The 22,123-nt window shown below is 64.9% G+C and carries 15 protein-coding genes and 1 pseudogene; 12 read left to right on the forward strand and 4 right to left on the reverse strand.

Going from position 1 to position 22,123, the window contains the following annotated elements; genetic code table 11:
• The first annotated feature begins 19 nt into the window (after positions 1–19).
• The 3 genes from lgt (at position 20) to QYR03_RS00690 (ending at position 4,897) form a co-directional block, all read left to right on the forward strand.
• Positions 20–925 (forward strand): prolipoprotein diacylglyceryl transferase, encoded by a 906-nt coding sequence (gene lgt, locus QYR03_RS00680; protein ID WP_259848748.1) that lies wholly within the window; start codon positions 20–22, stop codon positions 923–925.
• A gap of 87 nt (positions 926–1,012) precedes the next feature.
• Positions 1,013–2,440 (forward strand): pyruvate kinase, encoded by a 1,428-nt coding sequence (gene pyk, locus QYR03_RS00685; RefSeq protein ID WP_301712241.1) that lies wholly within the window; start codon positions 1,013–1,015, stop codon positions 2,438–2,440.
• Between the two features lie 27 nt (positions 2,441–2,467).
• Positions 2,468–4,897, forward strand: a complete 2,430-nt coding sequence (locus QYR03_RS00690) for an excinuclease ABC subunit UvrA (RefSeq protein WP_301712242.1) — start codon at positions 2,468–2,470, stop codon at positions 4,895–4,897.
• A 110-nt stretch (positions 4,898–5,007) separates the two neighbouring features.
• On the opposite strand, the gene QYR03_RS00695 is transcribed toward QYR03_RS00690, so the two are convergent.
• The 3 genes from QYR03_RS00695 to QYR03_RS00705 all read right to left on the reverse strand — a co-directional run bounded on the left by QYR03_RS00695 (position 5,008) and on the right by QYR03_RS00705 (position 10,269).
• Entirely contained in the window at positions 5,008–7,401 is a 2,394-nt protein-coding gene (locus QYR03_RS00695; protein WP_301712243.1) for a glycogen/starch/alpha-glucan phosphorylase, read from the reverse strand.
• Between the two features lie 109 nt (positions 7,402–7,510).
• Entirely contained in the window at positions 7,511–8,800 is a 1,290-nt protein-coding gene (locus QYR03_RS00700; RefSeq protein ID WP_301712436.1) for an amidohydrolase, read from the reverse strand.
• A 119-nt stretch (positions 8,801–8,919) separates the two neighbouring features.
• A complete protein-coding gene (locus QYR03_RS00705) occupies positions 8,920–10,269 on the reverse strand; it encodes a DUF4921 family protein (protein WP_301712244.1) in 1,350 nt (449 codons plus the stop codon).
• Positions 10,270–10,300: 31 nt separating this feature from the next.
• Here QYR03_RS00705 and QYR03_RS00710 point away from each other — a divergent pair, with 31 nt between their 5' ends.
• Positions 10,301–10,696, forward strand: coding sequence for a hypothetical protein (locus QYR03_RS00710; RefSeq protein ID WP_301712245.1), 396 nt, complete (start codon positions 10,301–10,303; stop codon positions 10,694–10,696).
• Here QYR03_RS00710 and QYR03_RS00715 read toward each other — a convergent pair.
• The gene (locus QYR03_RS00715) at positions 10,666–11,859 is read right to left on the reverse strand and encodes a glycerate kinase (RefSeq protein ID WP_301712246.1); all 1,194 of its coding nucleotides are present in this window, start codon (positions 11,857–11,859) and stop codon (positions 10,666–10,668) included. The genes QYR03_RS00710 and QYR03_RS00715 overlap by 31 nt on opposite strands.
• A gap of 171 nt (positions 11,860–12,030) precedes the next feature.
• Between QYR03_RS00715 and gdhA the strand changes: the two genes are divergently transcribed.
• From gdhA to smc, 8 genes and pseudogenes are all read left to right on the forward strand, one after another.
• Positions 12,031–13,374: an NADP-specific glutamate dehydrogenase gene (gene gdhA / locus QYR03_RS00720; RefSeq protein ID WP_301712247.1), complete on the forward strand. Its 1,344-nt coding sequence runs from the start codon at positions 12,031–12,033 to the stop codon at positions 13,372–13,374.
• Between the two features lie 81 nt (positions 13,375–13,455).
• Positions 13,456–14,250: a DivIVA domain-containing protein gene (locus QYR03_RS00725; RefSeq protein WP_301712248.1), complete on the forward strand. Its 795-nt coding sequence runs from the start codon at positions 13,456–13,458 to the stop codon at positions 14,248–14,250.
• A 71-nt stretch (positions 14,251–14,321) separates the two neighbouring features.
• Complete coding sequence (locus tag QYR03_RS00730) at positions 14,322–14,915, forward strand: DUF177 domain-containing protein (RefSeq protein ID WP_301712249.1); 594 nt, start codon at positions 14,322–14,324, stop codon at positions 14,913–14,915.
• A gap of 11 nt (positions 14,916–14,926) precedes the next feature.
• Complete coding sequence (rnc, locus tag QYR03_RS00735; RefSeq protein WP_301712250.1) at positions 14,927–15,685, forward strand: ribonuclease III; 759 nt, start codon at positions 14,927–14,929, stop codon at positions 15,683–15,685.
• A gap of 3 nt (positions 15,686–15,688) precedes the next feature.
• On the forward strand, positions 15,689–16,537 hold the full coding sequence (gene mutM / locus QYR03_RS00740) for a bifunctional DNA-formamidopyrimidine glycosylase/DNA-(apurinic or apyrimidinic site) lyase (protein ID WP_301712251.1): 849 nt from the start codon (positions 15,689–15,691) through the stop codon (positions 16,535–16,537).
• A gap of 71 nt (positions 16,538–16,608) precedes the next feature.
• Positions 16,609–18,151: pseudogene (locus QYR03_RS00745) on the forward strand (alanine/glycine:cation symporter family protein).
• A gap of 16 nt (positions 18,152–18,167) precedes the next feature.
• Positions 18,168–18,452 carry an acylphosphatase gene (locus tag QYR03_RS00750; RefSeq protein WP_301712252.1) on the forward strand — a complete coding sequence of 95 codons (285 nt, stop codon included), beginning with the start codon at positions 18,168–18,170 and terminating at the stop codon, positions 18,450–18,452.
• A 176-nt stretch (positions 18,453–18,628) separates the two neighbouring features.
• Complete coding sequence (gene smc / locus QYR03_RS00755; protein ID WP_301712253.1) at positions 18,629–22,105, forward strand: chromosome segregation protein SMC; 3,477 nt, start codon at positions 18,629–18,631, stop codon at positions 22,103–22,105.
• Positions 22,106–22,123: the final 18 nt, after the last annotated feature.

Below are 22,123 nucleotides of genomic sequence, written 5' to 3' on the forward strand. Positions count from 1 at the left end.
ATCGGGCAAACTGTTCTGCGTGGTAACTGAGATTCTGGCTAATATCCCGTCGCCCCCGCAGGGCGTGTGGCACATCGGGCCGATCCCGATCCGCGCCTATGCGCTGTGCATCATCACCGGCATCATCGTTGCGATGACGCTCACGCTGAAGCGCTACAAGTCGCGCGGCGGCAACACGGACATGGTGTGGGATGCGGCGATCGTTGCTATTCCCGCCGGCATCATCGGCGGCCGCACGTACCACGTGGTCACCGACTACGACAGCTACTTCGGGCCGGGCAAGGATCCCTGGCAGGTCTTCAATTTTTCCGCCGGCGGGCTGGGCATCATGGGGGCGGTGGCGCTCGGCACGCTGTGCGTGTGGGCGCTGTTCGCGTACCGCAAGGTGCCGCTAGCGCCGTTCGCCGACTCCGTCGCCCCGACGATCATTCTTGCGCAGGCGATCGGCCGGTTGGGCAACTATTTCAATCAGGAGCTCTACGGCCGCCCGACGGATGTGCCGTGGGCGCTGGACATCTACTACCGCGTCGACGGGAACGGGAATTTCGCTCCGTTGACCGGGCATTCAACCGGGGAGATCGTCACCAGTGTCCACCCGACATTCCTGTACGAGATGATCTGGAATGTCGCCGCGTTCGCGTTCCTGCTGTGGGCTGAGCGCCGTTTCCGTCTCGGCCACGGGCGCGTGTTCGTCCTCTACATCGCCTCCTACACGCTGGGCCGCATCTTCATGGAGACCATGCGCGACGACGCCGCGAACACCATCTTCGGCCTCCGCGTGAACTTCGTGGTTTCCTCGGTGATCTTCGTCGCCTCCGTGATCGTGTTCTTCCTCATGCGCCGCGGCCGTGAAGCCCCGGAGGAGGTCGACCCGCACGGGGAGACGGAAGACGCGGAAGACGCGGAGCAACGGCGAAAGCCATAGTGTTTCGGTAGCGTGGGCGGCGTAGCCAATTCCTATCCGGTCCAGCTGAAACCACGGCTGGGCCGCACAGACCAGAAGAAGGAAACTGTGGATAGACGCACCAAGATTGTTTGCACTCTCGGACCTGCAGTAGCCAGCAAGGACGCAATCCTTGGACTCGTGCGTGACGGCATGGATGTCGCTCGCCTGAACTTCTCGCACGGTGATTACCCGGATCACGAACAGAATTACAAGTGGGTGCGCGAAGCGACGGATGAGACGGGGCACGCGGTCGGCATTCTCGCCGACCTGCAGGGCCCGAAGATCCGCCTCGGCCGCTTCGAGGGCGACGGCAAGACGTATTGGGAGACGGGTGAGACCGTCCGCATCACCGTCGACGACGTGGAGGGAACGCACGACCGCGTGTCCACCACGTACAAGAATCTCGCCCAGGACGCGAAGCCGGGCGACCGACTGCTTGTCGACGACGGGAAGGTCGCCCTCGTTTGCAAGGACGTGGACGGCAGCGATGTCGTCTGCGAGGTCACCGAGGGCGGCCCTGTGTCCAACAACAAAGGTGTCTCCTTGCCGGGCATGGATATCTCCGTGCCGGCGCTGTCCGAGAAGGACAAGGCGGACCTGCGCTTCGCGCTGAAGCTGGGCGTGGACTTCATCGCCTTGTCGTTCGTGCGTTCCCCATCCGATGTCGATCTCGTGCACGAGATCATGGATGAAAAAGGCCGCCGCGTCCCGGTGATCGCGAAGCTGGAGAAGCCGGAGGCAGTCGATGCTCTCGAATCCATCGTGCTGGCTTTCGACGCAGTGATGGTCGCCCGCGGCGACTTGGGCGTGGAGATCGCTCTCGAGCAGGTCCCGCTGGTGCAAAAGCGCGTGATCCAGATCGCGCGCGAGAACGCCAAGCCGGTGATCGTGGCGACGCAGATGCTCGATTCCATGATCGACAACTCGCGCCCGACCCGCGCGGAGGCCTCCGATGTGGCGAACGCGGTGCTCGACGGCACTGACGCGGTCATGCTCTCCGGTGAGACGTCGGTGGGCGTGGACCCGCACAATGTCGTGCGCACCATGGACCGCATCGTGCGTGTTGCGGAGTCGATGGGCTCTGTCCCGCCGCTGAACCACATTCCGCGCACGAAGCGTGGCGTGATCTCGTACTCCGCACGCGATATCGCTGAGCGCCTCAACTCCCGCGCGCTGGTGGCGTTCACCAGCTCCGGCGAGACCGCGCGCCGTCTGGCACGCCTGCACTCGCACCTGCCGCTGCTCGTCTTCACGCCGAACCAGGAGGTGCGTTCCCAGCTCGCGTTGACGTGGGGCGCGGAGACTTTCCTGTGCCAGCACGTGGACAACACCGACCAGATGATGCAGGTCGTGGACGAGGCGCTGCTGCACCTGGACAAGTACAAGGAAGGCGACATGATGGTCGTGGTCGCCGGCACCCCGCCGGGGGTCGCGGGCACGACGAACATGATTCACGTGCACCAGTTGGGCGAGGACACGCGCGCCCCGCGCTAACTGCCCGCTCTCGTTACGCTGGAGGGCATGCCTGAAACAACGGAAGCTTCCGACGGAATCAAAGTCAGGGATGCCCACCTGCACAACCTGAGGGATGTCGATGTCGACATTCCCCGCGGCACGCTCGTCGCAGTGACGGGGGTGTCCGGCTCCGGAAAATCTTCCCTCGCCTTCGGCACCATCCACGGCGAGGGGCAACGGCGCTACCTTGAATCGGTGGCGCCGTTCGCGCGCCGGTTGATCGGTTCCGCGGTCGATCCACAGGTCGGCGACATCGAGGGACTCCCGCCGACAGTGGCGTTGCAGCAGTCCACCTCCGGCGGCGGGGCGCGCTCCACAGTGGGCACCGTCTCGGCGCTGTCCAACAGCATCCGCCTGCTGTACTCCCGCTCCGGGGACAACCCGAAGGGGTTGTACTCCGACTCCTTCTCGCCCAACACGCCGGAGGGGATGTGCCCGGAATGCCAGGGCACCGGTGTGGTCCATGAACCGACGGAACAATCCATGATCCCGGACCCGACGCTGTCCATCGAGGACGGAGCGATCCAGGCCTGGCCTGGGGCGTGGGCAGGGAAGAATTTCCACGACATCCTGCAAACACTCGGTTACGACCTCGACTCGCCGTGGCAGGACCTGCCGAAGAAGGACCGCGACTGGATCCTGTTCACCGATGAACGCCCCGTGGTCACCGTCAAGCCCCTGCGGGGAGCGGACCAGATCCAGCGCAACTACGAGGGCACGTGGCGCTCCGTGGCGAGTTACCTGACGAACACGCTGGCCGAGACCCAGTCGGACACGCTGCGCAAGCGCGTCCTGTCCTACATGGAATCGCGCACGTGCGAGACGTGCGGTGGCCGCCGCCTCAACCCGGAGGCACTCAAGGTCACCTATGCGGGAATGCCCATCGACGAGCTCGGCGCCCTGCCCCTCGAGCACGTCCACGCCGTGCTGGCCGAGCAGACACCGGCGGAGAACTCAGCGGAGGACTTGCTGCTCAAGCAGATCCTTCCGGCCCTGCAATCCGCGCTGGACCTCGGCTTGGCGCACTTGAGCTTGGACCGGCCCGCACCCACCTTGTCGGCGGGGGAGCTGCAGCGCATCCGTCTGTCGGCACAGCTGCGCTCGGGGCTATTCGGTGTGGCGTATGTGCTCGACGAACCCTCGGCAGGCCTGCACCCGGCGGAGAGGGGAGCGGTGCTGGATATTTGCCGCCGATTCATCAATGCGGGGAACTCGGTGCTTCTTGTCGAGCACGACATGGACCTCGTGGCACAGACAGACTGGCTCGTTGATGTCGGTCCCCGCGCGGGCGAGCGAGGCGGCGAGGTGGTTTACTCCGGGCCCACAAAAGACTACGCGGCGGACACACCGACTGCGCGTGCGCTGAACAACCGCACGCTTTCGCTCAACGACGACCCGCGCGATGCCGCGGGAACCCTGTCGCTCAAGGGGGTCCGTTCCCGGTCCATTGATGGCCTCGATGTCGACTTCGGTCTCGGCCAATTCACGGCAGTGGCCGGTGTATCCGGTTCAGGTAAGTCCACGCTGGTGAGCACCGTTCTTGCAGGAGCCTTGCGTGAAACAGCCTCAGCCGTCGCCGAGAACGACGAGGACAGGGAGCAGGAGACGGGGGAGTGGAGCGTCGATGAGCGCGCTGGGTTCGACGCTGTGAGCCGCGTCGTGCAGATCACCCAGAAGCCGATCGGCCGCACGCCGCGCTCGACGCTCGCGACCTACACGGGGCTTTTCGACGGCGTCCGCAAGCTCTTCGCGTCCACCCCTGAGTCGAAGAAGCGGAAGTGGACGGTTTCGCGCTTTTCCTACAACGTCAAGCAGGGGCAGTGCCCCACCTGCGGAGGTGCGGGCAAGATCGAGGTTGAGCTCGTCTTCCTCCCTGGTTCGTACACCACGTGCCCGGACTGCGGAGGCGCCCGCTATAACGACGAGACGCTCGAGGTCACGTGGGAAGGCCGCACGATTGCCGATGTCCTCCAGTTGACCGTCGATGAAGCAGCGGAAGTATTCGCCGACGAGCCGAAGATTCGCCGCGCGGTGGCGACCCTGCAGGCAGTCGGGTTGGGGTATCTGAAGCTGGGGCAGGGCGCACCGGAACTCTCAGGCGGCGAAGCACAACGCATCAAGCTCGCCACCGAACTCCAGCGCTCCCGCAATTCGCGCCGGGGCCACACGGTCTACCTGCTCGACGAGCCGACGACCGGCTTGCATCCCGCCGATACCGAGTTGCTGGTGAACGAACTGAACGGGCTCGTTGACGCGGGCCAGACCGTGATCGTGGTCGAGCACGGCCTATCGGTCATCGCCCAGGCAGACCGCGTGATTGAGATGGGGCCGGGGGCAGGTGCCGACGGCGGACGGATCATCGCCGATGGGACCCCTGCTGAAGTGGCCGAACGAGAAACCGCGACGGGGCGCGTGCTCATCGCTGGCGCAAGGTAGCAATGCACAGGTCTCGTCCCGTATTTCTGCCTGAATAACGGGAAGTAGAAAACGCGCTAGCCCCGGGTGCTGGGCTAGCGCGTCAATTCCGTTTTCGCCGCGTTTACGTCCTAAATCTCGGCGATCGGGGTCGGCTTGATCTTCCAGACCTCGTCCGCGTAATCGCGGATCGTGCGGTCGGAGGAGAAGCGGCCGGACTCGCAGATGTTGATCCAGCACATGCGCGCCCAGTGCAGCGGGTCGGCGTAGTACTCGGCGGCCATACGGTCGCGGGTCTCCCTGTAGGACTCGAAATCGCCCAAGACGTAGTAGGGGTCCGGCGTGTTCCAGCCGCCGTCGACGAGCAGAGAATTACGCAGGTCGGAGAAGATGCCCGTGTGGTTGTCGTCGAGAGTGCCGTCGATAAGCGCATCGAGCGCGCGCTTGATGGACGGATTGTTCTTGTAGATCTCGTTCGGGTCGTAGTTCTTCTTCAGCTCCGGCAGCTCCTCCTCGCGGGCGCCGAAGATGTAGGCGTTGTCCTCGCCGACGGAATCAACGATCTCCACATTCGCGCCGTCCATCGTGCCGAGGGTGAGCGCGCCGTTCATCATGAACTTCATGTTGGAGGTGCCGGAGGCCTCTTTGCCCGCCGTGGAAATCTGCTCGGAGACATCCGTGGCCGGAATGATGTGCTCGGCGGGAGAGACGTTGTAGTTCTCGATAAAGACCACCCGCAGGTACTTCGATGCCTCGTCGTCGTTGTTGACCAGGTCGCCGATGGCGTTGATCAGCTTGATGATCGCCTTGGCGCGGTCGTAGCCCGGAGCCGCCTTGGCGCCGAAGATGAAAGTGCGCTTGGGGATGTCGGTCTCGCCGTCCTTGATGCGGAAGTACAAATCGAGGATGTAGAGCGCGTTGAGCAGCTGGCGCTTGTACTCGTGGAGGCGCTTGATCTGCGTGTCGTAGACCGACTCCGGGTCGATCTCCACATGCTCGTGCACGCGCACCCAGTCGGCGAAATCCTTCTTGTTCGCCGCCTTGATCTCCCGCAGCTCCTCCATCACCGCGTCGTCCTCGGCGTAGCGGCGCAGCTCCTTGAGCTTGTCCATGTCGGTGACCCATTCGTCGGAGCCGACGAGCCGGTCGAGCAGGCCGGACAGGCGCGGGTTGCACATGCGCAGCCAGCGGCGCGGGGTGACGCCGTTGGTCTTGTTGTTGAACTTCTCCGGGTGCAAGTCGTGCCAGAAGCTCAACGTGTCCCGCTTCAGGATGTCGGTGTGGATCGCCGCGACACCGTTGATGGAGTAGGAGGCGTAGCAGGCGATCCAGGCCATGTGCACCTTGCCGTCGTGCACCGGGGAGTAGTGGTGCGCCGTCTCCGGGGCGATGCCGCGGGACTCCATGTCCAGTCGGTAGCGGCGGTCAATCTCCTCCACGATCTCCCAGATACGCCAGAACAGCTTCTTGAAGATGGACTCTTCCCAGGTCTCCAGCGCCTCTTCTAGCACCGTGTGGTTGGTGTACGCGAACGTCTTGGTAGTCACGTCCCAAGCGTCTTCCCACGTCATACCGTGGTCGTCGAGAAGCAGGCGCATGAGCTCCGGAATGCCGAGCACCGGGTGGGTGTCGTTGAGCTGCACGGAGTTGTACTCGGCGAAGCCGCGCAGGTCCTCGCCATGGTGCGCGATGTAGTTGTCGATCATCTCCTGCAGGGAAGCGGAGACGAAGAAGTACTGCTGGCGCACGCGCAGAACCTTGCCCTCGTACGTGGTGTCGTTCGGGTACAGCACGCGGGTGAGGTCGTGGACAGCCTCACGCTCCAGGATCGCGTCGGAGAAACGCTGGGAGTTGAATGCGTCGTAATCGAATTCGGCCATCGGGGAGGCGTCCCACAGACGCAGTGTGCCCACGTTGTCCGTGCCGTAGCCGGTGATCGGCATGTCGTGGGGGATCGCGCGGACGTGCATGTCGTCAAATTTCACGATGCGCTGCTGAGTGCCGCGGCGGACCGCGAACGGGTAGAAGCTCTCGCGCCACGCGTCCGGGTGCTCCTTCTGGAAACCGTCGGCAATCTCCTGGCGGAACAGGCCGTAGCGGTAGAGCAGGCCGTAACCGGTGACCGGGTAATCCTGCGTGACGGCGGAGTCGAGGAAGCACGCGGCGAGACGGCCCAGACCGCCGTTGCCCAGCGCCGCGTCGTGCTCGGCTTCGAGAACGTTGAGGAGATCGTGGCCGTTGGCCTCGGCGGCTTTGACCGCGTCCTCAACAAGGCCCAGGTTGGTCAGGTTGTTCAGCAGGGCGCGGCCCATGAGGAATTCCGCGGAGAAGTACGCCTGCTGGCGGGTTTTAGCGTAGGCGTTGCGGGTGGCATCCCACTTGTCCGCGAACTGCTCCATTGTGGCCAGGGACAGACCGGTCCAGAACTTCTTCCGGCTGGACGCGTCGGGGGTGGAGCCGGAAACCGAACGGACGTGGCCGCCGACAGTGTCGATGAAAGCAGGGGGATGCGCTGGCAAATTCATACGTTGAATACCTCGGGGAGTCAGATCGTCCAATAGATCGCTAACGCCCGCCCACTGTACCGGTATTGCACCCGGGAGTGACCGGAGGTCCCGGAACGCCGCGCCGCGTCTAAGGCTGGCGCTCGAGCGGGTTCGCCAAGTAGGTCAGCACCGCCGCGGCGGCGGCGTTGGTGGCGGCGTAGACCGTGGGCTCGTACTCGGGCAGGAAGGTGGGCATGTGGTTGACCGGAACATCGGTGATCACGCGGTCCTCGGCGACTGCCTTGTCCCACACGGTGCGCGGGGTGGAACCGATGAGCCAGAAAATGTACGGCACACCGAATGCGAGCGGGATATTGGAGAAATCCTCCGAGACCGTCGACGGCTGCGAGTCCACCGAGTCCGGGCCGAACACCTCGTCGAAGGTTTCGCGCACGGTCATGAACGCCCCGCGGTCGTTGTCCAGGAGCTCGCCGTGGGCGAAAAACTCGAAGTGCGGCTCGTCTTTGATGCCGGAGGCCTCGCACTCGGCGATGACGACGCGCTGGATCGCTTCGTAGACCTTGTGCTTGACCGTGTCGCTGTAGAAGCGGCAGTTGAGCACCAGCTCTGCGTGGTCCGGGATGATGTTGTTCGTTGTTCCGGCGTTGATCTGGCCGACGGAGACCACCGCGAAGTCCTTCGGTGCCACCTCGCGGCCGACAATGCCCTGCAGGCGCAGGATGATGTGGGCGGCGGTATACGTAGGGTCCACCGCGGCGTGCGGCATCGAGCCGTGGGCGCCGCGGCCGGGGATGCGGATGCGGATGGAATCGCACGCGGCGAACTGGGGGCCGGGCTTCGTCTGCACCTGGCCCGCGCGGCCCGGCATCACGTGCTGGCCCAGGCAGATATCCGGCCGGGGGACGCGGTCGGTCAACCGGTCGGTGATCATCTCGGTGGCGCCGCGGCCGATTTCCTCACCGGGCTGGAAGAGGGCGACGAACGTGCCGGACCAGTGTTCCCTGTTGTTGTCCATGATGTCGCACAGGCCCAGCAGGGCAGTCACGTGCATGTCGTGGCCGCAGGCGTGCATGAGGCCGACCTCGGTGCCGTCGGCGCGCTTGGCGGTGTCGCGCGACGCGTACGGCGCGCCGGTGGTCTCTGTTACCGGGAGGCCGTCGAAATCCGCACGGAAGAGCACCGTCGGTCCCGCGGAGCCGTGCGTCGGCTCGCCGTTGTGGAACACGGCGACGATGCCGTACCCGCCGATCGGTGCGATGACCCGGCAGTCGAAGCGCTCGAGCTCCTTGAGGATGCGGTTGTGGGTGTTCTCTTCCTGCATGGACAGCTCCGGGTGCGCGTGCAGGTACTCGTACAGCTCGCGCTGCCATGCGGGATCAACTGTGTAGTTCCGCAGAATCTCCTTGATCGCGCTCAGATCAGCATGGGCGGGCATGTATTTCAGGTCCTCCTCGGTAGTGGTGGGGGTGGATAGACGGTCTTGGTCGTGCGACAGCCCAGTCTAGGCGTGGCTCCGGTTGTGGGGGCGCTGGTCGGTCAGCGCCAGAGAACCGGGTTGTACCGCAGCACGTTGCGGGCGGGCGCGCACTCGGTGGCGATACGGATGTCGGCCGCGACCTTGCCCTCGTCGCGGAGGCGGTACAAGCTGCTGACCATGCGGTCACGGAGGTCGTACGGGGAGATGGTGTTCACGTTCACTTTCGTGCCGCCTTCGAAGCCGGCGAGGACGGACACGCGCCACTTGATGTTGATGCGCCACGGCATGGGCACATCCAAGTCGACCGGTTTGTGGTGCCATTCCTCGTTGCACGGAACCTCCGGGCCGGTGCCGGCGTGCGCGGCGTGCAGGAGATCCGACATGCCACGGACCTCTTCGTCCGTTTGCAGCCAGGGCTCAGGGACCGCGGACTTCGAGTACACGCTGATCGTGGGATAGCGGTGGCCGACACCGGCGCACATGACCGCGTGGTCGTTCTCCGCGATGACGAGGTTGTGGTAGCTGGCGTAGTTCACGCCCCACTCGTTGTACATATTCGGGTTCTGCCGCAGTTTGGCGATTTCGAGCTCGGTCTGGACGCCGCGTTCGTCGATAGCCACGAGCTGCTTGTGGAGGTGCTCGAACGAGGCGCCCGCGGGCGCCAGCCAGTTCTGGAACACGGAGACGTACGGCGCATAGCGGTTGTGCTCGTAGAGGTCGCGCAGCGAGTCGATGGTGAAAACGATGAACGCGTTGTGCTCGGCGAGAGGCAGAGTGCCCGACGACGCCAGCTGCGTGGATTCCGTCGCGCCGTCCACGTAGTGGCGCCGCGCGACGATCACGTCGTGCCCGCCGCCGAAATACGCGGGAGCGTGGGAGAGCAGCTCTTCTTCGCTAACGTTGTCGTCCTGGCCGGAAGCGGTCAACCGCATGCGCACGATGTCGAGGACATGGCGGCGCCCTTCGTCGTCGGCGAGGTAGCGCTCCATCTGGTTGTGGCGGGCCTCGTCCATGCTGAAGCCGTAATTCTGGGCCCAGTAGTCGTAAGAGACGATCTCAAACAGGTTGGGCACGCGGCGGAATGCGGCCTCGGTGTCGCCGAGTTGGTCGGGGAGCAGGTCCCGCAGAATTTCCCAGCCGCCGTCGCGCCGCACCATTCGGGATTTTTCCGGTGGCGTGCGAAATTGCTTATCGACGCAGAAATTGCACTTATCCGTGAAGTCTTTCTCCCCGAGCTTCTCCGGCTCCTTTTTCGGCACAGACAGGGGACGGTTGCCGCGGCCGGGCACTGTCCACACCTGCGTGCCCGAGAACGGGTTGAGCTGCTTGAGGGTCCCATCCGCCATCCGCTGCAGCGGATCGCGCGAGGCCGATAGAGGGGGCGACAGAGGAAACGTCGGGTGCGTCATGCATTCCAAGGCTATTCGCTACTCTGTCCTCATGCCGACGATCCAGTTTGACGTGCTTGTTCCCGATGACGCAGCAGGAAAGCGGGTGGAGGAGGCGTTCGCCAGTGCCGTGGAGATCCTCGTCCGCCACGAACGCCTCACCTCCGGCTCCGTGACGCGAGTGGCGGAACCCGACGTGCCCGAGGAAACGACCGCGCAGCTGCGCCGGGTCTACGAGGAGGAGCGCGGTGTGGAGCCCGGCGACGCGGCCGTGCAGCGGTACCTCATCGAGTCCGAGGGCGCGGGCTCCGTCAACCAGCTGGCCATGGGCCTGTCCCGGGTGCTCACGCCGAAAGCCGAGCTGCCTAAAGACCCCGTGGCGCTGGAGCGCCAGATGGATTTCGAACTGCCCGCGGTCTATCCCTGGGCCGTCGAGGTATTGAGGTAGTCGACCGCGGCTTGGGCTCCCGCACGGGTGAGCTGTTCGCGCACATCGTCGGTCTGCTCGCCGATCTCGACCGCCAGCACGCCTTCCGGAAGGTCGGCCTCGAATGCGCCGGCGAGCACGGCGACCGTGGCGCCGGTTCCCTCGGCGAGTTCGGCGACCACTGAGACGACCTTGCCCGCGGCGGACTGCTCGTCATATTTTCCTTCGCCGGTGACTACGAGATTGGCTTCGGCGATTTTCTCGCGCAGTCCTTGCGCGGCGGCGACGGTGCGCGCGCCGGAGACGACGTGGACGTGGTCGCGGTTGCCGTGCATCAGTTCGGACAGCCAGGTGATGCCGATGGGTAGGCCACCGGCGGCGCCGTAGCCGGGCTGCTCCGGGTCGATGCCGGTGACCTCGCAGAGGTGGGCGAGTGCGGCGTCGACCTTCTCCGCCTCTTCGGGTCCCGCACCTTTCTGCGGGCCGAAGACCCGCGCCGCGCCGTGCGGGCCGGTGGCGGGGAACTCGGAATCCGCCAGGAGAATCCACTCGACGGAGGCAGCAGGAATATTCACCTTGGCGGTGTCGAAATCCGCCAGGTCGCTCAGGGCTCCGCCGCCGTGCCGCAGGGGATGGCCGTCGGCGTTGAGGGGGTTGGCGCCAAGGGCGACGAGGATGCCGGTGCCGCCGTCGATCGTTGCGGTGCCGCCCAAGCCGAGCACGATGCGCCGGGCGCCGCGGGTTTGCGCGTCCGCGATGAGAACGCCGGTGCCGTAGGTGTCGCCGGTGAGCGGGACCGGATTGTCTTTGACAGCGGGCAATCCTGTTGCCGCGGACACGTCGATATAGGCGGTTTCTTCCGCCGCGCTGTAGACGTAGCTGGCCTCGGTGAGGCGCCCCGCGGCGTCCGTTGTCGGCAGAGTGATTACCTCGCCACTGAAGAGTGCCGATGTTCCTTCGCCCCCATCTGCCATAGGAATGTGCTCAATGTCACAGTCGCGGATAATGGACTGGATGCCTTCGGCGATCCATTCCGCCGCTTGCTGCGCTGTCGCGGATCCCTTGAAGGAATCGGGGGCCACGGCGACACGCAGGGTTTGTGCGTCGGCGACGAAATTCGCTGGTAATCCCGCGCTTTCATCTTCGGGGATGCCCGGATCGGGAATCGGGCGGGAACTGAACATGGAAACTGTGCTCCTTTGACTTCCGGTTGTTCTCGGCGGCTCGACGGTGCGCATGTCTATCGCGTTTGGCTCCTCGAATGCTAACAATTTGCTTGAGAAGAGAACTCGATCACTCTTTCCGCGACTATAGTTTTTTAATTATCGAGCAGTCGGAAGAAAGGATCGATAGTGATGTCGAACGAAGACCAGATCTCGGGGTACTACAACAAACTCCTGAAGCGCAATGCGGGGGAGCCAGAATTCCACCAGGCGGTTGCCGAAGTGCTGGACTCCCTCCGGATCGTTCTGCACAAGGATCCCCACTACAACGATTACGGCCTTATTGAGCGCCTCTGCGAGCCGGAGCGGCAGATCATTTTCCGCGTTCCGTGGGTCGCAGACGATGGCGAAGTTCGCGTTAACCGTGGCTTCCGTGTCCAGTTCAACTCCGCGCTCGGCCCCTACAAGGGCGGCCTGCGCTTCCACCCGTCAGTGAACCTGGGCATTATCAAGTTCCTCGGTTTCGAGCAGATTTTCAAGAACTCCCTGACCGGCCTGCCCATCGGCGGCGGCAAGGGCGGCTCCGACTTCGATCCGAAGGGCAAGTCGGACGCTGAGATCATGCGCTTCTGCCAGTCCTTCATGACTGAGCTGCACCGCCACGTCGGCGAGTACCGCGACGTCCCCGCCGGTGACATTGGCGTGGGCGGCCGCGAGATCGGCTACCTCTTCGGCCAGTACCGCCGCCTGACCAATAAGCACGAGTCCGGCGTATTGACGGGTAAGGGACTGACTTGGGGCGGCTCCCTCGTGCGCACCGAGGCCACCGGTTACGGCACCGTCTACATCAACAACCAGATGATGCAGGAAAACGGTGATTCCCTCAGCGGCGCCAAGGTCATCGTCTCCGGTTCCGGCAACGTGGCCATTTACGCAATCGCGAAGGCGCAGGAGCTCGGCGCGACTGTCGTGGGCTTCTCCGACTCGTCCGGGTGGGTCGACACCCCGAACGGCGTCGACGTGAAGCTCCTCAAGGAGATCAAGGAAGTCCGCCGCGGCCGCGTCTCCGAGTACGCCGAGCAGATCGAGGACGCGACCTTCCACAGCGACGGCTCCATCTGGGACCTCAAGGCCGATGTCGCTCTGCCGTGCGCGACCCAGAACGAGCTCGACGGCGAGCACGCGAAGAAGCTGGTGGCCAACGGCGTCAAGTATGTTGCCGAGGGTGCCAACATGCCGTCGACCGCTGAGGCGATCGAAGTCTTCCGCGAGAACAAGATCCACTTCCTGCCGGGCAAGGCAGCCAACGCCGGCGGTGTAGCCACCTCTGCACTGGAGATGCAGCAGAACGCGTCGCGCGACTCGTGGAATTTCGAGTACACCGACAACCGTTTGAAGGACATCATGGAGAATATCTTCCGCAACACCTCCGCCACCGCGGCCGAATACGGCCATGAGGGCGACTATGTGGTGGGCGCCAATATCGCCGGCTTCAAGAAGGTCGCCGACGCGATGCTGGCCCAGGGTGTCATCTAGCGCCTGAACTTCACTGCCCATCGCAGGACACGCGCCCCGGCTTGCCGGGGCGTTCGTTGTATTACCAGTACTGTTGGGCTCATGTACCGCGTATTTGAAGCTCTCGATGAACTGGTCAACACCGTCGAACAGGCCTACGGCGTTCCGATGACGTCGAACTGCATGGTTCCGCGCAATGAAGTGCTTGCGCTTCTCGACGACATCCGCAACGCCTTCCCCGTCGAGATCGACGACGCGCAGGACGTGCTGGATAAGCAGGACGAGATCCTGCGCGGCGCCGAGGACCGCGCGGACGCGATTATCGGGGACGCGGAAGGTGAAGCCCAGCGCCTGGTCGGCGATGCCCACAATGAATCCGAATCCATGCTGAGCGATGCCCAGCAGCGTTCGACCCTGATGGTCGCCAATGCGGAGGAGGACGCCAACAACACGGTCACCCGTGCGCGGGACGAGGCGGAACAGCTGGTGGAGCGTGCTCGTCGTGAAGCGGAGCGACTCGTCGCAGACGGCAACGAGTCCTACGACCGCTCCGTTGCTGAGGGTCTGGAGGAGCAGCAGCGCCTGGTGACCGAGGCTGAGGTCACCCGCCGCGCCGACGAAGAAGCCCACCGGATCGTCGAGTCCGCCCACGCGGAGTCCAGCCGCCTGCGCAACGAGTGCGACGAGTACGTCGACGGGAAACTCGCCGAATTTGAGGAGACCCTCACCGGTGTTTTGCGCACCGTCACCTCCGACCGCTCCGCCCTCCGCCACGGCGCGGGTGCCTCCGGCCGCTACGAGCGCGGTGCGCGCGATGTCCGTGAAGTCCGTGACACCCGTGACGCCCGTGACGCTAGGGAAGTCCGCGACGACCGCGGCTACCCGCGCGGGCACTAAAACCGCTTTTCCCGGCGGCATCCCGGCGTGGATGAGCCGCAGGTTTTCCTCAATGTATTCTGGGGTGCGTTATGGCTACTAACCCGTTTATTGTGGATGTCTCGGCCGCCCAGCGCGGCGACGGGCTTCCGGTGACCACCACCCAGACAGGCCCGTCGCCGTCGCGCATCGGCCCGGAAATGATCGCCATCCCGGAAGGGCAGGAAATCAGCGTCGAATCGACTGTCACGCCGCTCGGTGAGGGCGTGCTTGTCGACGCTACGGCGACGGTACAGCTCAAAGGCCAGTGCGTGCGCTGCCTCCGTGAGCTGACCCCGACAGAGACCATCACCGTCTCCCAGGTGTTCTCGGGTTCCGACGACTTCATCACCGGCGATGACGTCACCTCCGAGGACGAAGGTTCCGGCGACGATGTCCCGCAGATCATCGACGACACCGTTAACTTGGAGCAAGCGTTCGTCGACGAGGTCGGGTTGAGCCTGCCGTTCAACCCGGTGTGCGAGCCGGAGTGCCCGGAGGATTCCGAGGTGCCGAGCGCCGACGGAGTGTCGGGCGAAGAGAACGATCTGGTGGATCCACGCTGGGCCGGCCTGGAGAAATTCCTCACCGGCGGCGATGGCGGTGACAGCACGAACGCTGGCGCTGAAACAGGCTCCGGGAAGTAACTGGGGGTCACGTGCCACGCGCGAAGAAGAACAAGATTCCCGGCGACCAGGCCTTGGCCGAAGCGTTCGCCGCTGTTGACCACACACCGCTGCTGGACAAGCTCGGTGTCGAGATCGAACCGGACATCCTGCGCCTTGCGTTGACGCACCGCTCGTTCGCGAACGAGCACGGGACACTACCGAACAACGAGCGCCTCGAGTTCGTCGGTGACGCGGTGCTTGGTCTGACCATTGCGAACGCGCTGTTCGAGCGCTTTCCGTCGCGCCCTGAATCAGACCTGTCGCCGATGCGCGCCCGCATCGTGTCCCGCTACGGTCTCGCCGACGTCGCCCGCGAAATTGGGCTCGGCGCGCACATTCTGCTGGGCAAGGGCGAGGAGACCACCGGCGGTCGCGACAAGGACTCGATCCTCGCGGACACAACCGAGGCAGTCCTCGGCGCGATTTACCGCCAGCACGGTTTCAACTGCACCCGTGACGTGATCCTGCGCCTCTTCAAGGACAAGATCGACAACGCACACTGGATCCAGGACTGGAAGACGGAGTTGCAGGAGCGCGTCGCAGAGCTGGGCGGCCACCCGCCGGTCTACACCGCCACCGCCGAAGGCCCGGAGCACGAGCAGGTCTTCACCGCGCACGCGCTTATCGACGGCACCTCCCGCGGCACCGGACGCGGCCACAACAAGAAGACCGCCGAGCAGAACGCGGCCCGCGAAGCCTTCTTCTTCCTCAAAGACCACCCGGAAACCATCGCTCTTAGGCGGGAATAGGCTGTGCCGGAACTTCCCGAAGTGGAGGTGGTGCGCCGCGGCCTCGACACCCACGTCGTCGGCGCGGCATTCGGTGAGATCAACGTGCTCCACCCCCGCGCCGTCCGCGGCAACGAAGTCGATCTTGCCGAGGTGCTGCCCGGCCTGACCATCACCGGGACCGACCGCCGCGGAAAATTCCTGTGGCTGACGCTTTCCGACGGTGCCGCGCTGCTCGTCCACCTCCGCATGTCGGGGCAGATGCTGGTGGGGGAGCCTGGTGTGGTGGACAGCCCCCATCTGCGCATCCGTGCGCAGCTGCACAGCCCTGATGGAATCAAGGAGCTCGACTTCGTCGACCAGCGCACCTTCGGGTCGTGGCAGTATGTGCCGCTCACTGTTTCCGGTCGGGGCCGCCCCATCCCCACCACCATTCCGCACATCGCGGCCGATCCTTTTGAACCCGACTTCGATCCGGTGGCCACCGCCCGCGCCATGCGCAAGAAGAATGTGGCTGTGAAATCGCTTTTGCTGGATCAGTCTGTGGTCAGCGGAATCGGCTCCATCTACGCCGATGAGGCGATGTGGGCAGCAGGGGTCAAGCCCACACGCAAAGGCAAGGCGCTGCGCCAGCGCGATGCCGTTGCCCTGCTCGAGGAATCGCACGCTGTCATGGCCCGCGCGCTCGAAGCGGGCGGCACCAGCTTCGATTCCCTCTATGTGAACGTCAACGGCGCTTCCGGCTACTTCTCTCGTTCCCTGAACGCTTACGGCCAAGCCGGTGAACCCTGCGCGCGCTGCGGTACGCCGATCATCCGCACCGTCGTCAACGGCCGATCGAGTTATTATTGCCCGTCTTGCCAGACGCGCTGACTCTCCGCTGACCGGCCGCCGAGAAATCGTTGGCACGCCCTAGGGCCGTATAGAATTCCCCGCATGAAAAAATTGAGTCGTTCGTGACGGATATCGTCAACGACAACCTGTGGAAGGTGATCCCGTTCCTGCTTCTCGCGGCGGGTATCTATTTCGGGCTGCGCACCATCTTCGTGCAGCTGCGCATGCTGCCCGACATGTTCAAGGCCGTGGCGGAGAGCCCGAAAGGCAAAGACCACGACGGCCGCGACCTCGACGAGGAATACGGCGGTATCTCCGCTTTCAAGGCCTTCACCATCTCCGCCGCTTCGCGCGTGGGAACTGGCAATATCGCGGGTGTGGCCCTCGCGATCACCATGGGCGGCCCGGGTGCTGTGTTCTGGATGTGGATCATCGCCCTAGTCGGCGGCGCGACGGCCTTCGTCGAGTCGACCCTGGCCCAGCTGTGGAAGACCAAGGATGCCCAGGGCAATTACCACGGTGGCCCTGCTTTACTACATCACGCGCGGCCTCGGCGAGAAGTGGAAGCCGCTGGCCGTCATCTTCGCCGTGGCCATCTCGGTTACCTACGGCTTCGTCTACAACGCCATCCAGACCAACTCCATCGTGGAGTCCGTCGGCGGCTCCCTGGGCACTGATTCGAACACACTGAAGAGCGCCGTCGCCGCCGGCGTGGCCATCGTGACTGCCTTGGTGATCTTCGGCGGTGTCACCCGCATCGCCAACGTCACCCAGATCGTCGTTCCGTTCATGGCCGGCGCCTACATTCTCATCGGCCTGGTGGTTCTTGTGGTCAACTACCGCGAGATTCCCGGCATGTTCGCCCTCATCGTCGAGCACGCCCTCGGAATCAAGGAGGTCGCAGGCGCGACTGTCGGCCACGCCTTCACGTACGGCATGCGCCGTGGCCTGTTCTCTAACGAGGCCGGCCAGGGCTCCGCCCCGAACGCCGCCGCGACCGCGACGGTGTCCCACCCGGTCAAGCAGGGCCTGGTCCAGACACTGGGCGTCTACTTCGACACCCTGATCGTCTGCTCGATCACCGCTTTGATCATTCTTCTCGGCCCGGCACCGATCTACGGCGAGGAAGTGCAGGGCGCCGCCCTGACGCAGGCTTCGCTGTCGGATTCCGTCGGCGCATGGGGCACGCACTTCATCACCTTCGTGTTGTTCTTCCTGGCGTTCTCCTCCGTGATCGGCAACTACTACCTCGCGCAGGCGAATGTGGAGTACCTGACCAAGAAGAAGTCGGTGCTGACCGTCTTCCGTCTGGGCGTGATCGGCTTCGTCATCTTCGGCGCCTTCGGCTCCCTGCCGCTCGTGTGGGCGCTCGGCGACACGATGGCCGCCACGATGGTGTTCATCAACCTGATCGCGATCGTCCCGCTCGGCGGTATCGCCTTCAAGCTGCTGAAGAACTTCAGCGAGCAGCGCGCTCAGGGCCTTGACCCAGTCTTCCACCGCGACATGCTGCCGGAGCTCAAGAACGTCGAGTTCTGGGACGGTTCCGACCCGGTCACCCGCCGCAGCGCCGAGGACCGTGTGGCCGTCGACGAGGCGCGCCGCGAAGGTGCGGCCGACGGCACCGACGAGGGCGGGCTCACCCGCATCTAAGGCTAGTGTGGTGCGCATGAGCACCACACGAATGACAGCTTTCGTCTCCGGCCGCGTCCAGGGGGTCGGCTTCCGCTGGTGGACGCGCAGCCGCGCCCTCGAACTCGGACTCGCCGGCTACGCGAAGAACCTGCGCGACGGACGCGTGGAAGTGGTGGCGGAAGGGGAGCAGGCGGACATCGACAAGCTCCTCGCCCTACTTGAAGAGCAACCCTCGACAGCTAGGCGTCCCGGCGAAGTGCGCGCCGTCGTGCCGCAGTACAGCGAACCGCGCGGCGCGACCGGCTTCGAAGAGCGGTAGGCCTACCGCTTCAACAGGTCCAGAACCAACGCCGGAAGGCCCATCCGGCGCGTGGCATCCGAAATGTACTCGCGTGCATACGGGTAGATCGCGATCAGGTTGTAAAACGTGGCGTGACACAGCCGCCGTGTCCGGAGAAGTTCAAGGTCGGGGCGCGATTCGGTAATATTGGTGCAATGCACCTGACTTCGCTGACGCTTAGAGGATTCAAGTCTTTCGCGTCTGCGACGACGATGAAATTCGAGCCGGGCATTTGCGCGGTCGTCGGTCCGAACGGATCCGGTAAGTCGAACGTGGTGGATGCTCTTGCCTGGGTGATGGGGGAGCAGGGCGCGAAGAATCTGCGCGGCGGGAAGATGGAGGACGTCATCTTCGCTGGCGCGGGGGAGCGCAAGCAGCTCGGACGAGCGGAAGTGACGCTGACTTTCGATAACACTGACGGCAGGCTGCCGATCGAGTATTCGCAGGTGGCCATCACGCGTCGCATGTTCCGCGACGGAGCCAGCGAGTACGAGATCAACGGGGCGAAGGCGCGCCTGATGGATATCCAGGAGCTGCTGTCCGACTCGGGCATCGGCCGTGAGATGCACATCATCGTCGGGCAGGGAAAACTCAACGAGATTCTCGAGTCGCGCCCGGAGGACCGCCGCGCGTTCATTGAGGAAGCGGCTGGCGTGCTCAAGCACCGCCGCCGCCGCGAGAAGGCCCAGCGCAAACTCACGGGCATGCAGGCGAATCTCGACCGCCTGACAGATCTCACCGACGAGCTGGGGAAGCAGCTCAAACCGCTGGCGCGCCAGGCCGAGGCCGCGCAGCGCGCAGCGACCGTGCAGGCGGATGTCCGTGATGCGCGTCTGCGTCTTGCGGGCCACAAGGTGGTCACGCTCCGGGCATCGCTTGACGACGCCGCGCGCACCGCCAACCTCCATGCCCAGCAGGTCGAGACCGTGACCGGGCAGCTCGCCGACGCTGAAGCGCACCAGGGGGAGGTGGAGGAACTGCATTCTGCTGCAGCGGTGAATTCCGAGCATGCGCAGCAGTTGTGGTTCGGGTTGTCGTCTCTGGCGGAGCGCACGTCCGCAACCCTGCGTATTGCCACCGAGCGCGCCTCGCATGTGGGGGACACCACCGAGTACCGCGGCCAGGACCCCGACGATCTGGTCGCACGTGCGGAGCGCGCCGAGCAGCAGCACGCCAACGCTTTGGCCGAATACGAGAAAGCCGAGCAGAAGCGCAAAGACATCGCCGCCCGCGTTGAGGAACTGGCTGAAAAGGCCCGCGCCGCGGAGGCGGAACATATGGCCCAGGTACGCGCGATCGCCGACCGGCGTGAAGGCGTGGTGCGCCTGCTCGCCCAGGAGGAGAGTCAGGTCGCAGCTGTCGAGAGCGCGAAGCAGGAGATCGAGCGGCTCGCAGCCGCAGCCGACGAGACCCGCGCGCGGGCCCAGGAAGCTGATGCGGAAGCACAGTCCGCCGCGGAGAAAATCGCCGAGATTGCCCGCGGACGCGAACCACTGGAAAACGCCCATGTGCGCGCTGCCGCGGAGGCGGAAGCAGCCGAACAGCGCCTGGAGCAGCTGCGCGCAGAGCAGAAGTCGAGGGAGAAGGCGGTGTACTCGTTGTCGGCGCGCATCGCGACGCTCAGCGAGACCGCTCCCGTCGCCGAGGCCGCCGATGTGCTCGGCGCGGCCTTCTCGCCTGTCGCCGACCGCATGAAACCAGCCAAGGGGATGGAGAAGGCACTCGCGACGGCCCTCGGCGCGCATGCGGAGGCACTCGCCGGCGACGTCGACACAGATATGATCGCTGAGCAGCTCGGCGGGGCCTCGCGCGGCGTGGTAGTGGACACAACTTCAGGCGGCCGCTCGTGGCGCCTCGACGGTACCCCGCCTGCCGGCGCCACTTGGCTGCTCGACCACGTCACGCTCGACGACGAGGTTGTCGGCCCCATCACCCGCATTCTCGTCGACGTCGTGCTTGCCGACGATGTGGCCGCCGCCCGCCGTGCCGTCGCCGATGACCCGCGCCTGCGCGCGGTGACCCTCGACGGCGTCGTCGTGGGCGAAGGCTGGCTCGCCGCCGGTTCCGGCGGTGCGTCGAGCGTGGAGGTCGCCGCTCAGATTGAATCCGCTACTTCCGAGCTGGAAAAAGCACAGGCGCAGCTGGATGAGCTTTCCGGCACCCTCGAAGGCGCGAAGATCGCCGCGGAGGAGGCCCGCGTGGCCGCCGCATCCGCCAAGGCCGCGCTCAAAGAGCACGACGCGCAGGCCGATTCGTGGAAGCGCGACCACCAGCGTTTGATCAAGCAGGCGGAGCAGGCGCAGAAGCAGCATGCCAGTTCCGCGAAACAGGCCAACGAGGCGGATATCCGCCTCAGCGGACGCGAGAAGGCCCTGGCCGAGACCCGCGACCGCCTCTCCCGCGTGGAGCGCCCCGACTCGGACGAGGAGGCCGACGCGACCGCCCGCGACGAAGCCAACGCCGCACTGACCGAGGCCCGTTCCGCGGAAATGGAAGCCACGCTCGCGGCGCGTTCCGCCCAGCAAGCGGTGGACAATGTTGCGGGCAGGGGAGCGGCGCTTCGTCGTCAAGCGGAGCACGAGCGCCAGGCGAAAGCCCGTCACGACGCCGCGATGGCGCGTAAACGTGCTCAGGCCGAGCTCGCCGAGGCTGTCGCCGGACATGCCCGCGACCTCGCCTCGCGCATCGCCGACTCCCTCGAGCGCGCCACGCATCGCCGCGACACGTTGGCCGCCGACGTGAAACAGCTCGCCGCACGCCAATCCCAGGCCCGCGAGAAGGTCAGCGCTTTGCGCCAGCAGCTCGCCCGCCTCGGTGACACCTCGCACGCCGCCGACATTGCCCGTGAGCAGGCGCAAGTGCGCATCGACGAGGCCGAAACGAAGATCGTCGAGCAGCTCGGCATCGCCATCGACGATCTCCTCGCCGATTACACGCCCGCTGAGGACTTCGACGAAGCCGAGGAGAACAAGCGCCTCAAGAAGGCGGAAAGGGACCTCGCCGCGCTCGGCAAAGTCAATCCCCTGGCGCTGGAGGAGTACAAGGCGCTCGAGGAGCGCTACAGCTTCCTGTCCACCCAACTCGCCGACGTGGTCCAGGCGCGGAAGGACCTGGCGGGGGTGATCGAGGATGTCGACAAGCAAATTCTGCAGCTCTTCACCGACGCGTGGCACGACGTCGAACGTGAATTCCCGCGGGTGTTCCAGACGCTGTTCCCCGGCGGCGAGGCGCGCCTTCTGCTCACCGACCCCTCCGACATGCTCACCACCGGCATCGAGATCGAAGCGCGCCCGCCCGGCAAGAAGGTCAAACGCCTCTCGCTTCTGTCCGGCGGCGAGAAATCGCTCACCGCGCTCGCCATGCTCGTAGCCATCTTCCGCGCGCGCCCCAGCCCGTTCTACGTCCTTGACGAGGTCGAAGCAGCGCTTGACGACGTCAACCTCCGCCGCCTCATCGCTCTCCTCGAAGAACTCCGCGAAGACTCGCAGCTCATCGTGATCACCCACCAGAAACCCACGATGGATGTCGCGAACGTGCTCTACGGTGTGACTATGCGCGGCGACGGAGTGACCCGCGTGATTTCCCAGCGCATGAGCCCCGCGCCGCGCGAAGCCGCGGAGTCTACGGAGTAGCTGCGCCCCGCCACCGGA

Source organism: Corynebacterium sp. P4-C1, assembly GCF_030503595.1.
Classification (GTDB): Bacteria; Actinomycetota; Actinomycetes; order Mycobacteriales; family Mycobacteriaceae; genus Corynebacterium.